The sequence below is a fragment of the Corynebacterium sp. LK26 genome (genome assembly GCF_014335085.1).
In the GTDB taxonomy this organism is placed as follows: Bacteria; Actinomycetota; Actinomycetes; order Mycobacteriales; family Mycobacteriaceae; genus Corynebacterium; species Corynebacterium jeikeium_D.
This window is the reverse complement of the sequence record NZ_PDHB01000011.1, coordinates 226,945-241,174: the sequence shown is the minus strand read 5'-3', so window position 1 is coordinate 241,174 and position 14,230 is coordinate 226,945. Positions and strand designations below refer to the sequence as shown.

The window sequence follows — 14,230 nt, the reverse complement described above, 5'->3', positions numbered from 1 at the left end:
CCGCACTTCTATGGCGGCGTGTCGATGGAGCGTAACTGCCCCAGTGCAAGTTCAGGGTTATGGCAACCGATTGTTCTCAGCCGCCGGAAGTTGGATTGCGGCACCCTTCTTAAGGCACCGCGGGACGATTCATTACCAATTGTAGAGTGCCATCTTTTCGCTCAACGACCAACCTGGCATTTCTGTCGGCACCATCGCGACCTCGGGTCACCGGCACTTCGCCCTGTCCGTGATAGCGGTGCACGAGCGCCATCACCATGTCGATTTGTTTACTACTGGGCTCCGCACCCGCCTGCCTCAACCAACGCGCGAGGACGCGCACCGCGATGGCGTCGTCAAGCTCAGCCACCCCTCGCACAGACAGGCTCCCGCTTGCCGACGCCACTTCCTCCCCCAGCAGCGCATGCAGAGCCGACTCGGCGTGAGCGTCCAAAAAGTCATTGTCGACTGCTGCAATCGCCGCAGTCTTAGCGAGATTTTCCGCAACTCCCGGACCCAGCTCCTGCTCCAGCAGCGGCAAAATCGTCTTTCGAACCCGGACGCGGGCGTAATGGTCGTCATGGTTGTGCGGGTCGTGCCACACCTTCAAGCCCAGCTCTTCGCAGCAGAGCTGAGTATCTGAGCGTCGCACACCGAGCAGCGGGCGCAGAATCCGAGTCCCGTCAGACCACGTGAGGTTGTCGCGGATGGCGGACAGCGCCTGCGGACCGCCTCCCCTGGCCAGCCGCAGCAAAACTGTTTCCGCCTGGTCGTCCAAGGTGTGAGCGAGCATCAGCGCCGCACCTCGAGATTGGGCGACCTCCCGTAGCACTGCGTGTCGTGCCAAACGCGCCTCATATTCGGGACCACGGTCGGAATTGTTGTTGATATCGACCGCGATAACCTCGGCCGTAGCCCCCATCCCCCGAGCAATGTGGGCGGCGCGCTCGGCAACTTCTGCAGAGCCCTGCTGAAGCTGATGATCAACTACGACGGCGTGGACTTTGCGGCCGGCCAGCGCACCCTTGGGCCCGAGAGCTTCCGCACAGGCCCCGGCGGTCAGGGCCAGCGAATCCGCACCACCGGAAAGCCCAATGACGACACCGCTGCCCAATTCCTGCCCCACCTGCTGCACTATCGCGCGGACAGCGTGCCGAATGATGAGGAAATGAGGGCTGCGGTCCGGCCAAAAAGGTCTAGCCAACGCGCCCACCACTTGCGATGGTTTCCATCGCGGTAAGCAGAATTCGCTCCTGGGTCGGGCGCGCAATCAGTTGCACCGGCAACCCAGAGGTCGGTTCCACAACGATGCCAGCCGGGAATCCCAGGTAATTCCACGTCGAGACGTAGGGAGTGAAACGCAGATTGGACAGCAGGTTCACAATCCAGGGCATGCGATGCCACGCGCGGATTCGCGGTGGGTTCTTGGCCAGAGCCGGGGTAATCAAGATGGTGTCACCCGGTAGCTCACGCTCGATGCGAGCGCCATCGCGTGCCACTTGGCGGCCATTGATTGTGAAACGCAGCAAGCGACCAATGCCGGCGTGGACTCGATTGCGCCACTCCAGGTGATCAGGGCGCGGCTCGTCGCGAAGCTGATCCGCCACCCCCGCAGTCCAGCGCGCGAGCATCGGCAGTGGGTTCAGCGGGTACGGCATGTTCTTTTCCGAGACGGCAAAGCCCTTGTCCGCGAATACTCTCGCCGCCTGTTGTGCCGCATCGACGTACTCCGGTGCAGCCTTCAAACCGAATACGGGCGCAGTGGTGTCCACGCTGACTGCGAAGTTTTCAGGCAGGGTCTTCGCCGGGCCCTCCGCATCCACCATGCCATTTGTGAGGATCTTGGTGATCAGGCGCAAGTCATCGTTATTGACTGTGAGCACCCCTTGGACAGACATTCCGTACCAGTCATTGCCGCCCACGCGCCCCGGCATTGTTCCCGGGGTCGCCTTCAGAGTCGAAAGCCCGCAGCACGCTGCAGGGATACGAAGTGACCCCATGCCGTCGTTGCCCTGCGCAAACGGAACCATCCCAGCGGCGACAGCCGCTGCGGATCCACCGGAGGACCCACCCGGAGTGTGCCCCGGCAGAATCGGATTATCGACTGCCAGCCCCGGCAGCGTCGTCGTCCCCCACGTACAGAACTGCGGATTCACCGTAGTTCCCACCGCGATTGCACCGGCGCTAGTCAACTGCTGGACAAACGGGTTCTCTAGAGCGGTGTTTTCCTTCAGCGCAAATGGCACACCTGCAAGCGGCAACTCCGAGAGTTTCTCGCTTTGCTCGAGTTCCCGCGCAGCCTGCAGAGCCCTATCCGCCCACACTTCGCGGAAGGCATGAATCCCTCCATCCAGTCTGGCGATAGCGTCGAGACTGCGCTGCACGCTGTCCACGGGGCTTAGCTTTCCCTCGCGGACCTGTGCGGCAATCTCGCGAACGGTTGGCAAATTCCTAATCGCGGAAGTGTGAGAGGCCATTGCGGATTCATCTCCTCAAATTATTTTCAGTGGCAAATGAATCTCAGTTTAGATATCCGCAAGGGCGCTCGCTGCCTTATCGGACGCAGCTCTTGCCGGCAACAGGCTCGCCTCGTTGGAAATCAGTGCGAACGTCAGCACCTGCCCCGACTTCGTCACCACATATCCCGCCAACGCCGAGGCTTTATTCAGCGTGCCTGTCTTCGCACGGACGATGCCCGCCCCGGACTGACCAGCAAAGCGCGTCGCCAGAGTGCCGGACACTGCCGCCACCGGCAGGCTGTCCAACAGTGGGCGCAACCGCAACGCAGTGCTTTCCGACGACTCCTGCGACTCCGCCAGTCCCCCCTGCTCGGCCGATTCCACCGGACCCGCGGCCGAATTAAGCACCTCGGAGAGATGCTGCGGAGAAATACGGTTATCCGTGCTCAGGCCGCTGGAGTCCGACAGCACCGCGCGATCGAGAGGAAAACCGTGCTCCGAGAGAGTGTCACGCACGGCACGTGCGGCCCCCTCAAAGGTCGGCGGCAGACCGCGAGAGATAGCCACCTCACGGGCAATGGACTCGGCAAGCACGTTGTCGCTATAGTTCATCATCTCGTGCACACGGGTAACCAGCGGTGCCGACTGCACGAGCGCGACGGGGTCTGGATCCAGAGGCAGTGACTGACCATCCTTGGCCGCATCCCTCAGGCTGCCTCCGTTTTCCGCACCAAGCGCCTTGGCCAGTGCATCAGCGGCATCCGCGGCGGGCGTGGCGCTGCGCTGCGATTCTTCATTCGTCGGATCGATACGACCGGCGTCCATCATCACCGACTCCACCGGTGCGATGTAGCCGTCCTCCAGCCCCGCACGCTCCCAGGTCTCGTGGAAACTCTCGGTGAATAGAGAGTTGTCGAGATAAACCTTGCCGACCCCCTCCGGAATGACCACGGAAATCTTTTTCGCCAACTCAGCGATTGAAGCCGAGTCCTGGAAGAACCCTTCCCCGTCCTTGCTTAAGGTGGGGTCACCCCCGCCGTGCAAAACGATGTCGTTAGTCCCCGTAACCCGGGAGACGCGGGTGGAAACCCGATGATCTTCACCTAAGTCCAACAGTGCGGCAGCCGCAGTGAGAATCTTCATGCTGGACGCCGGCATGGCCACCGCGGTGTCATTGATCCCCCACAGTTTCTGGCCGGTAGTAGCATCGCTAACAATTCCATGCAGCTCACCGAAGGCTGGATCGGCCGCAGCAGCGTCCATGATGGCGCTGACTTTTTGGGCCAGAGCGCCGTCGTCAAGCGAAGACTGCGCCGCCGTCACAGGAGCAGAGACATGACTGACCGCGGGCGGTGCATCGACAACAATCTGACGATTGTTATTGACGACAACCGCTACGCCGCTGCCCGCTGCGATAACGAGAACACCGGCGATGGCACCGCCGATTTTCAGTCCGCGCGACTTCTTGGATTTGCCGGATTTTACGGAACTGGGCGATTTTTGCGTGCCCTTAGCGGCGGTTTTGGAGCTGTCAGAGTCGGTACTACCCACGGTCACAAACACCTTCTTCCTGAAAACAAAACCTCACTTAAGGTGCACAAATAAACGGTTTTGAGCGGGTTTCGCATAAGATAGCCGTCAGAGAAGTGTACACCGATTATAAGGAGTCATCGCCGTGAGCGTTGAGGTCACTATTGAGATCCCGAAGGGTCAGCGCAACAAGTACGAAGTCGACCACGAGACCGGCAAGGTCTACCTCGACCGCTACCTGTTCACCCCAATGGCCTACCCGGCCGACTACGGCTTCATCGATGAAACCCTCGGCGAGGATGGCGACCCGTTGGACGCTCTCGTGATCCTGCCGGAGCCGGTTTTCCCGGGCGTTATTGTCAAGGCTCGTCCGCTCGGCGTTTTCAAGATGACCGACGAGGCCGGCGGCGACGACAAGCTGCTGTGCGTCCTGGATGATGTCCGCTTCGACCACTACCAGGACATCGACGATGTTTCCCAGTTCACCAAGGACGAGATTGAGCACTTCTTCGTCCACTACAAGGACCTGGAGCCGGGCAAGGAAGTTTCCGGTTCGGGCTGGGGCGACAAGGCTGAGGCTGAGCGCATCCTGGCTGAGGCTATCGAGCGCCACAAGTAAGAGCCACAAGTAAAAATTGCGCTAGCCAATCTCCCTTTCTGGGGCTCGCACCTTTGACGCAGTTCCCGTGATTCAGCGCTACGGCCGTCGGAGTTTTCCTCCGGCGGCCTTTGTGCTTCCGGCGATAAGGCCAGATTGCGTATAGTGCGCACTATGGAAACCGTAAACGTATCCGAAGTACCCGAAGACGCACAGATCATTGACGTCCGCTCACAGATGGAGTGGGATGACGGCCACGCCACCGGCGCCGTTCACATCCCCATGGAAGAGATTCCGTCCCGCTACGGCGAGCTGGATTTGGATTCCGACATTTACCTGATGTGCCGCTCCGGTGGACGTGCCGCTCAGGTTTCTTCCTGGTTGGAGAAGAACGGTATCGACACCATCGTCATCACCGGCGGCATGATCGACTGGGAGCACTTCGGCCGCCCAATGGAGAAGGCCAACTAAACCAACTACAACTGCCCTGCCTACCCGCAGGGCAGTTTTTCTTTTATCTACCCACCCCAAAGCACAGACCTTCTAACAATCCGCAGGCAAACAGGGACATTATTAGTTGGCCATGTCCCATTATTGACGGTTCCCCAGATTGTCTAGTATGGGAAGTATGTCTGATTCATCCGTACTTTCCTCGGCGGACTCAGCCGACACCAGCGGTGGTGTGGCAGCCGACGTAGACGCGAAGGTGTCTGCTGTCGACGCACAGAGCGGCACCAAGGCGAAGAAGGCTCGCAAGGGAGCGAAAGCCAAAAACAAGGCCAGCGCTAAGTCCAAGTGCAAGCCCGGCTCCGCAAGCGAACCCGCCGTCGCACCGGCCGCCCTGCGCAAATCCGCGTCCTGGTGCCTGGCACAGCTCGATGCGGCTGTCCGTGCCAGCGTCAACGCGGCTCTTGGCCGCACTCAGATTGAGTCGATTTCCATCCGCGGTTATTGGGTTCTGGAGGCCATCGCCGATGGCGGCGACATGGCTCAAACCGAGCTGAGCGCGCTGCTCGGCATGGACCGCTCGGACATGGTTCGCCTGATTGACTCTCTGGAGTCGGCAAATCTAGTCGAGCGCACCCGAGACTCCAAGGATCGTCGCCGCCAGCTCATCGCACTGACAGAAACGGGCAACACTACCCGCGCATCTCTGCGACGCTCACTCCGCAGAGCCGAGCGCGCCGCCGTCGCCGAATGCGCACCCGAGGTACGCGCGCTGCTTGCATCGCTTGCCGACGACTCCGCTGCAAGCCCCGAAACTGACTCCGGCGCGAAAAACCCTGAGACCGCTACCCCAGAGGTCACGGCCACTGAGACAGACACCAAGGACATGGCGGAGAATAAGACGCAGGCGACGTCGTCAAGCGATTCCCAGCGTCCTAAACGGAAGAAGTCGAAGAAGAAGAAAAAGCGCAAGAAGAATAAGAAGGGGGCTCTCAAGTGACAACCACTGAAGCGAAGTTCCTACGTGCTACGGAACAGCCGCTTGAGCGCACACTCATTGACATTGTCCGGGCGACCGCGCGAAGGTTCCCTGAGGCTGAGGCCATCGATGACGGCGAGGTTGTCGTCACGTATGCGGAATTGATCAACGAGATTGATTCCACAGCTACGTGGCTCTACGAACAGGGCATCCGTCGCGGCGACCGCATTGGTGTGCGGATGCCGTCGGGAAGCCGCGAGCTCTACCTGGCAATTTTGTCCATCATGGCTGCCGGTGCCGCCTACGTTCCGGTGGATGCGGACGACCCCGACGAGCGTGCCGAAATGGTCTTCGGCGAGGTCGGTATCGCCGGTTACTTCGATGCTGAAGGCCTACATTTGGCTGGCTCTACGGCGCGTAATCGCCCCCGCCCGCTGGACTCCGACACCGACTCCGACGAGGAAGAGACGGAACCGACGCCGCCGAACGCACGCGAGATCATCTCGCAGGAGCCCACTCCTGACGATGACTGCTGGATTATTTTCACCTCTGGCTCCACCGGTAAGCCCAAGGGCGTGGCGGTCACCCACCGCAGCGCCGCCGCTTTTGTCGATGCGGAGGCCCGCTGGTTCTTGGCCAACCACCCGGAAGGGCCGCTCGGCCCGGACGACCGCGTTCTCGCCGGCCTGTCCGTCGCCTTCGACGCCTCCTGTGAGGAAATGTGGCTGGCCTGGCGAAATGGCGCCTGCCTGGTGCCGGCCCCACGTTCGCTGGTGCGCTCCGGTGTAGACCTGGGCCCATGGCTGATTTCCCGCCACATCACGGCCGTTTCCACGGTCCCAACACTGGCCGGCCTGTGGCCCGCTGAAGCACTCGACAGCGTGCGCCTACTCATCGTCGGTGGCGAAGCCTGCCCGCAAGAGCTGGTCGAGCGCCTGTCCACCCCTGAGCGCGAGATGTGGAACACCTACGGCCCCACCGAGGCCACCGTCGTGGCCTCCGGCATCGAGCTGAAGCCTGGCAAGCCCGTGACCATTGGTTTTCCTCTGGACGGCTGGGACCTCACCGTTATCGACGAGGAGGGCAACCCCGTCCCACCGGGCACGAAGGGTGAGCTAGTCATCGGCGGTGTGGGACTCGCGCGCTACTTGGATCCGGAGAAGGACGCCGAGAAGTACGCGCCGCTGCCAGCCCTGGGCTGGGAGCGCGCGTACCGCACCGGCGACCACGTCATCATGGATGAGGGCGGACTGTACTTCACCGGCCGCGTCGACGATCAGGTGAAAATCGGCGGGCGCCGTATTGAGCTCGGCGAGGTCGAGGCGCACCTGGCTGCCCTCCCCGGCGCTACTCAGGCGACTGTCGTGGTGCAGAAGACCGGTGCTGGCGACTCCATCCTGGTCGGCTACGTCGGCGCCGGTGGCGACGCCGCAGCCATGGACTACGACAAGTGCATGGACACCCTCCGCGATGCCATGCCAGCCGCGATGGTGCCACGCCTGCACATCATGGATGAGCTGCCGGTTCGTACCTCCGGCAAGGTCGACAAGGCGGCGTTGCCGTGGCCACTGCCTGCGCGTGCGGGTGAGGGCGACGTCGACAAGCTGAGCCCTGTGGAGAAGTGGCTGTCCGATATCTGGGCGGACGTGCTGTCCGTACCTGCGCCCGGCGCGGCCTCGGACTTCTTTGCCCTGGGCGGCACGTCCCTGGCGGCGGCGAGCGTCATCGCGCGCATTCGTCAGCGCGCCCCGCAAGTCGCCGTGCGCGACCTCTACGACCACCCGCGCCTGGGCAATCTCGCCGAAGAGCTAGTCGCGCGCGGTTTCATCAGCGACGACATGCTTGCCGACGACGCCAGCGACCCCACCGCTCACCTGGAAAAGGTGCCCGAGCCGACGCCTGTCTCCCGTAAGACCCGTTGGGCCCAGGTGGGCCTCATGGTGCCATTGCAGTGGGCACGTGGCATGCGCTGGGTAACGTGGCTTGCGATTATCAACTGGGTTATCGGCGGACCGCTGGCGCTACCAGGCTGGTTGGTGGCCGTACTGGCCGTGCTGTTCCTGACCCCGCTGGGGGTCATGCCCATCAACGCGGCGACGACACGCCTGCTCACGCGCAACATCACCGCGGGTGATTACCCGCGTGGCGGTTCGGTACACCTGCGGCTATGGGCGGCCGAACGCCTGGCGGAGAGCTCTGGCGCCCACTCTGTGGCGGGCGCTCCGTTCGTGCTGTGGTACGCCCGCATGCTGGGTGCCCGCATTGGTAAGGGTGTGAATCTGCACGCGCTGCCGCCGGTGACGGGTCTGGTCAAACTGGATGATTACTGCTCGATCGAGCCGGAGGTAGACCTGTCCGGATACTGGGTCGATGGCGATGTCGTCCACGTCGGCGAGGTCACTATTGGCAAGCACGCCCGCATCGGTGCCCGTTCAACGCTGCTGCCCGGCGCGCGTATTGGCAATGACGCTCACATCGAGGCGGGTTCCACCGTCACCGGCGAGAAGAAGGTCAAGGCTGGCGCGCGCTGGTCGGGTTCCCCGGCTCGCAAGGTCGGTCGGTCCAAGCACCGCTTCCCGGAGGAAGTTCCGCCGGCTCGCCGCCACTGGGTGGCTATCTACGGTCTCACCGCTGTCTTGCTGACATTGGTGCCGCTGTCCGCTGCGGTCGCGATGGCTGCTGTCATCGGTTGGGGCACGGGGCTTATCGACGGCACCACCGAGCTAGCCACCTCGAATCTCTGGTCAACGCTGGGCAGTGCCGTGCTGTGGACTATTCCCGCCACCTTCGTCGGTGTTGCGGTGTATGCCCTGCTGACGCTGATTCTCGTGCGCCTGTTCAGCATCGGTCTGAAGCCGGGAGTGTTCCCGGTGCGTTCGCGCGTGGGTTGGCAGTCCTGGGCGACAATTCGCCTGATGGACGCTGCCCGTCACGACCTATTTTTCATCTACGCCTCCATGCTGACGCCGCTGTGGCTGCGTGCACTGGGCGCCCAAATTGGTCACGACAGCGAAGTCTCCACCGCGATCGGTATTCCGAAGTTCTTGCACGTCAAGGACGAGTCCTTCTTGGCTGACGACACCATGGTCGGCAGCTACGAGCTCGGCGGTGGTTGGCTGCTGGTGGGCGACTCCCGCATCGGCAAGCGCGCCTTCCTGGGCAACTCCGGCATCACGCTTCCGGAACGCAAGCTGGCGAAGAACTCGCTGGTGGCCGTGCTGTCCTCTACCCCGAAGAAGACCAAGTCCGGCTCCAACTGGTGGGGTTCGCCGCCAGAGCGCATGCGCCGCGTGGGCACCGTCTCCAGCGATGAGTCAGCGCAGACCTACCGTCCGACTACGGGATTGAAGGTCGCCCGCGGCATTGTCGAAACGCTGCGCATCCTGGCGCCGATGGTCTCTCTCATGCTGGCAACAATCACGTTGTTGAGTCTGCAGGGAATTGGCATGTTCACCGCGGAGTTGGTCACTGCAGGTGGCGTCAACGCTGCCCTGCTCGGCCTGGTGGTCGCGTGGCTGCTCTCCCCTGCCGTGCTGCTGATTGTTGGTGTGCTGGGGCTGTTGGTCACGGTCGTGGCCAAGTGGGTGTGCGTCGGCAAGCACAAGCCCGGTGATCACCCATTGTGGAGCAAGTTCGTCTGGCTCAACGAGCTGCAGGATGCATTCGTCGAAATGGTCGCCGCGCCGTGGTACCTGAACCCGGCGATGGCCACCGGCGGTATCGCACGCGCGATGCGTCTGCTCGGCGCAAACGTCGGCCACGGCGTGTGGCTGGAGACGTACTGGCTGCCCGAGACCGACCTGGTCACCATCGCGCGGGGTGCCTCTGTCGGCCGCGGTTGTGTCGTTCAGACGCACCTGTTCACCGACCGTGTGATGACGCTCGACACCGTCCACATCGGACACGGCTCCGTGCTGGGACCGCACTCAGTCGCACTGCCGGCATCTGTGCTTGACGACGGCTGCCGCGTCGAACCCGGTTCTCTCGTCATGCGCGGTGACCATGTTCCTGCGCACACCTCCTGGCGAGGTAACCCAATTGAGCCAGTGGTGGCCAAGAAGTAGCCCGGATTGAGTGGGGGGCTTAGGTAGGAGCCTGGTAGGCACAACGGGCTGCAAATGTGAAACTGTGAGAGTTTATGACACTTTCAAGCCATTTTTCGGACAATTTTTGCTATAAACGCGGTCAGTAACTCCATTGGCCCGCTGCCAGCCATAACCGAGGTCACTAACTCGCATTGGGGCTAAGTAGGGCTAAGTAGCAAAAGGTGCCCACCCGGCGACACGCCGAGCGGACACACTTTTTGCTACTTAACCCACTATTTATTTTGCGGCTATGCAGTTCGCGACTTACTCTGCTAGCTGCAACCGAGCCTGCTGAGCTGCGGCTACCAATACTTTCAGTGAAGCCGTAACCTCTTCCCAACCTCGGGTCTTTAGACCACAGTCCGGATTAATCCACAGCAAGCTGGGGTCAACACTTTCGAGCGCATCTTCCACGAGCTGGCTGACTTCTCCGTCCGTCGGCACGCGAGGCGAGTGGATGTCCCAGACACCTGGACCAATCCCCCGAACGTATCCCTCATCCTTCAGCGCTGCGAGCACCTGCATACCGTTGCGAGCTGCTTCGATGGACGTGACATCGGCGTTGAGATCATCGACGGTGTCGATAAGCTCATTGAAGTCCGAGTAGCACATATGCGTGTGAATCTGAATGTCGTCAGCCACACCAGAGGTAGCCAGACGGAAGGAACCTACGGCCCACTTCAGGTAGGCGGGCTGGTCCGCTTCATTCAGGGGCAGCAACTCGCGAATGGCTGGCTCATCGACCTGCACGATTTGCGCTCCAGCGGCCACGAGATCTGCAATCTCATCGCGCAAAACCAGCGCAACGTTATCCGCAGTGTCACCGATGGGCTGGTCATCACGGACAAACGACCATGCCAACATGGTCACCGGCCCGGTGAGCATTCCCTTGACGGGAAGGTCAGTCATGTTTGCCGCTGCCTTGTACCACTGCACCGTCATTGGCTCTGGCCTGGTGATATCACCGTAGAGAATCGGCGGCCGCACGCAGCGGGAACCATAGCTTTGGACCCAGCCATTGGCGGTCGCGAGGTAGCCGTCCAGCTGCTCCGAGAAGTACTGCACCATGTCATTGCGCTCAGGTTCGCCGTGAACCAGCACATCGAGTCCCAATTCTTCCTGCTGCTCAATGGAGCATCGAATTTCAGCGAGCATTGCTGATTCGTAGTCGACTGGGGTGAGCTCTCCCGCGCGCAACTGCGCACGTGCACGACGAATGCTATTGGTCTGCGGGAAGGAACCGATTGTGGTGGTCGGCAGCGGAGGCAGGTTAAGGGCCTCAGCCTGAGCCGCCTGGCGAGCCGCAAACGGGGAACGGTTACGGTCGCTATCCTCGATTGCCGCCAAAGCTTCACGAACTTCAGGCTTAACAATCCGCTTCGACTCTGCCCTCGATGCCAGTGCTGCCCGGGACTCCCTCAACACCTTCAAATCCGCGGCATCGAGTTGGCGGTCATTCAACTTGGCATCAAGCGCCCTCGCCAAAAGGGTCACCTCGGCAATTTTCTCATCGCCGAAGGCCAGCCACTGCAGCACCTCGGCATCTTCTTCGCTCGGGTTTTCCGAGGTCAGGGAGTACGGGACATGTAGCAGCGAACAGCTAGTCGACACCGCGATGGGGCCTCGGGCTGCCAGCTTCTCCAGCGTCGCCAGAGCTGCATCCAAGTCGGTGCGCCACACATTACGCCCATCAACAATGCCCGCAACCAGCAGTTCCTTGCCGGTCCAATGCGGCAACTCAAAGCTACCTGCTACCAGGTCGCAACCAATGGCCTGCACGCCTGTGCCAGAAAGGGTTTCCAGCGCCTGATCACCATCACCAAAGTAGGTCTGCACCCACAACTTGGTATTCGCAGACTCCGCCACGCCGGCCAACTTCTCGTAGGCCTGGCGAGTCCTAGCAAGAGTCACTTCATCGAGGTCAGTGACCAATACTGGCTCATCGAGCTGAATCCACTCAAAGCCCTTATCCCCCAGTTGAGCGATGATTTCCGCGTACGCATCGGTCAACTTTTCCAAAAGGCCAAGTGGGTTCGAATCATCGTCGGTACGCGACAGGCTCAAGTAGGTCACAGGACCAATCAAATGAGGGCGCAGCATGGTGGTGGCGCCATTGTTCAAGCTGCAGGAATCGTCCAACCAGTCAGTGAGGTCAGAGGTAAATTCAGTATCGGCTGACAGCTCCGGAACAATGTAGTGGTAATTAGTGTCGAACCACTTGGTCATTGCGGATGCCGGTTGCGTCTTCGTACCGCGAGCGGCGGCGAAGTAGTGGTTGATCCATTCCGGTAGGTTGGAACCGTCCGTTTTCGGGACATTCTGGAAGCGGGCTGGAAGCACTCCGAGCAGCGCCGATGTATCCAGCATGGAGTCGTAGAACGAGCGCCCAATTGTCGGAACCGAGTCGATTCCTGCCTTCAGCGCTGCGCCAATGTAGCTATTGACAGTGTTGCGCGCCGTAGCGGCCAGCAGGCCGCCGGTCGCCGGGTCGCGCCAGTAGTTTTCCAGAGCTCTTTTGAGCTCACGATTACGCCCTATCCGCGGAATGCCCGCGAGGGTTGCGTGAATTGCCATGATCTCGTGATTTCCTCGTCAGTCGTGATCAGCATCGGATATGAAATTGCACAACCGGCAGGCATTCGGACTTGTCATCACTGCAAGATTGGTTATCAACGCGTCGGATAAACCAAAGCTCTGGCAGTGATGCTTACCGTTGCGGGACAGTTCCGGACTTGCACCGGGATTCCCCTGCATAACTCGAAGGTCTTATGCGCGCTAGGCTCAAAACACACCTTGCGCGGAAAACGTGCGATATGCAGCACTTTCCTTAATGAACACCTTCGAGGCGGCTGTGGATGTGAAGTATATCGCAATATACAAATATCTCATTCACTTAGCCCCCTCCCCGAGCCTTTGCTTTGATGCTCTCCTGCTGGGGCCAAAGTGATTAAGCTCGTAGTCATAAAAGCTATTTATCCCACCTCTTTTCAAGGAGTGACCTCGAGTGACACAGGCTTCCGAAATTACTCTGAGGGGCGCCAAGATTCCGTTCGATGGCCCGGTCCAGTCAGGCGTTGAACAGCCCGGTCAGGCACATCTTCGCCTTGTCGCATTCGATTTGAAGGACGGCATCGACGCAGCAGATTTGAAGGAACTGTTCTCCTCGCTTACCGACGTTGCCCGCCGCCTCACCCAAGGCCAGGACATCGAGGGGTATCTGGAACCGGAAATGGTTGCAGCCACTGCAAACCTGACTATCACAGCCGGTTTCGGTGAGCGCATCTTCGACGTCCTCGGCAAACCAGGGCGCAAGCCGGCTGGTCTGCACGATATCCCGTCATTCCAGCATGACATGCTCCGCCCTGAGTGGGGTCAGTCTGACTTCGCTCTGCAGTTGTGTGGTGATGACCTCGTCACCGTTTCGGCCGCGTCCCGTCTACTGGAAAAGAAGGCGGCTCCGTGGGCTCGCGTGAAGTGGTTCCAGAAGGGCTTTTCCTACGCCTGGGGTTCGCAGCCTCACGGCGCTACCCCACGCAACCCGCTGGGCCAGCTCGACGGCACCGTCAACCCGTCCACTCCGGAGGAATGGTCCGAACAGGTGTGGATTGACTCCAAGGACAAGGCGATTAACAACTCGTGCGTGATGGTTGTTCGCCGTATTGCGCTCGACTTGAACAATTGGGATGAGCTCAGCACCGACGATCGTTCCATCGTTATCGGTCGTGACTTCCACACCGGTGCTCCTCTTTCCGGCGGCAATGACGAGTTCGATGAAGAGGACATGGACGCCGTCGATGACCAGGGCGAGTACCTCATCCACCGCCAGTCTCACTTGGCGCTTTCCCGTGAGCAGGATGGTCAGCCTGACGACGCCCTGCGTCGCCGCGCCTATGCCTACGAAGACCAGCCCGGTGAGCCGGCCTTCCCGTTCGAAGGACCGAACGTTGGCCTGGTCTGGGTTGCATTCCAGAAGAACCCGGACAACCAATTCAGTGCAATCCAGGCCCGTTTGGATCGCGGCGATTTGCTCAATGAGTGGAACCGTCACATCGGCTCCGCTGTGTATTGGATCGCCCCTGGCACTACCCCTGATTCTTACTGGGGACAGGAGTTGATTGAGGGGTAGAGGCTGCAAGCTGGCGGCGAAAAACTG

At 60.8% G+C, this 14,230-nt stretch carries 9 protein-coding genes and 1 riboswitch; of the genes, 5 read left to right on the top strand and 4 right to left on the bottom strand.

Going from position 1 to position 14,230, the window contains the following annotated elements; genetic code table 11:
- Positions 1-109: 109 nt before the first annotated feature.
- Genes tilS through dacB form a run of 3 tightly spaced genes read right to left on the bottom strand, consistent with a single transcriptional unit; the run spans position 110 to position 3,989 of the window.
- Positions 110-1,183, bottom strand: coding sequence for a tRNA lysidine(34) synthetase TilS (gene tilS, locus CRD13_RS07650; RefSeq protein WP_246824255.1), 1,074 nt, complete (start codon positions 1,181-1,183; stop codon positions 110-112).
- Entirely contained in the window at positions 1,176-2,456 is a 1,281-nt protein-coding gene (locus CRD13_RS07645; protein ID WP_187401494.1) for an amidase family protein, read from the bottom strand. Before CRD13_RS07645 ends, tilS begins: the two co-directional genes overlap by 8 nt.
- A 48-nt stretch (positions 2,457-2,504) precedes the next feature.
- Positions 2,505-3,989 (bottom strand): D-alanyl-D-alanine carboxypeptidase/D-alanyl-D-alanine-endopeptidase, encoded by a 1,485-nt coding sequence (gene dacB / locus CRD13_RS07640; RefSeq protein ID WP_246824253.1) that lies wholly within the window; start codon positions 3,987-3,989, stop codon positions 2,505-2,507.
- A gap of 124 nt (positions 3,990-4,113) precedes the next feature.
- On the opposite strand from dacB, the gene CRD13_RS07635 reads away from it, so the two are divergent.
- The 4 genes from CRD13_RS07635 (at position 4,114) to CRD13_RS07620 (ending at position 10,056) form a co-directional block, all read left to right on the top strand.
- A complete protein-coding gene (locus tag CRD13_RS07635) occupies positions 4,114-4,587 on the top strand; it encodes an inorganic diphosphatase (RefSeq protein ID WP_005510088.1) in 474 nt (157 codons plus the stop codon).
- 153 nt (positions 4,588-4,740) lie between these two features.
- Positions 4,741-5,037, top strand: coding sequence for a rhodanese-like domain-containing protein (locus tag CRD13_RS07630; protein ID WP_016421494.1), 297 nt, complete (start codon positions 4,741-4,743; stop codon positions 5,035-5,037).
- Between the two features lie 157 nt (positions 5,038-5,194).
- Complete coding sequence (locus CRD13_RS07625; protein ID WP_070862571.1) at positions 5,195-6,013, top strand: MarR family winged helix-turn-helix transcriptional regulator; 819 nt, start codon at positions 5,195-5,197, stop codon at positions 6,011-6,013.
- Positions 6,010-10,056, top strand: coding sequence for a Pls/PosA family non-ribosomal peptide synthetase (locus CRD13_RS07620; protein ID WP_187401493.1), 4,047 nt, complete (start codon positions 6,010-6,012; stop codon positions 10,054-10,056). The genes CRD13_RS07625 and CRD13_RS07620 overlap by 4 nt, the downstream gene beginning before the upstream one ends.
- Before the next feature lie 285 nt (positions 10,057-10,341).
- Here the strand turns inward: CRD13_RS07620 and metE are convergent, their stop codons facing one another.
- On the bottom strand, positions 10,342-12,651 hold the full coding sequence (gene metE, locus CRD13_RS07615) for a 5-methyltetrahydropteroyltriglutamate--homocysteine S-methyltransferase (protein ID WP_187401492.1): 2,310 nt from the start codon (positions 12,649-12,651) through the stop codon (positions 10,342-10,344).
- Between the two features lie 38 nt (positions 12,652-12,689).
- Positions 12,690-12,872, bottom strand: a riboswitch (cobalamin riboswitch).
- A 209-nt stretch (positions 12,873-13,081) separates the two neighbouring features.
- Between metE and CRD13_RS07610 the strand changes: the two genes are divergently transcribed.
- Positions 13,082-14,203, top strand: coding sequence for a Dyp-type peroxidase (locus CRD13_RS07610; protein ID WP_187401491.1), 1,122 nt, complete (start codon positions 13,082-13,084; stop codon positions 14,201-14,203).
- Positions 14,204-14,230: the final 27 nt, after the last annotated feature.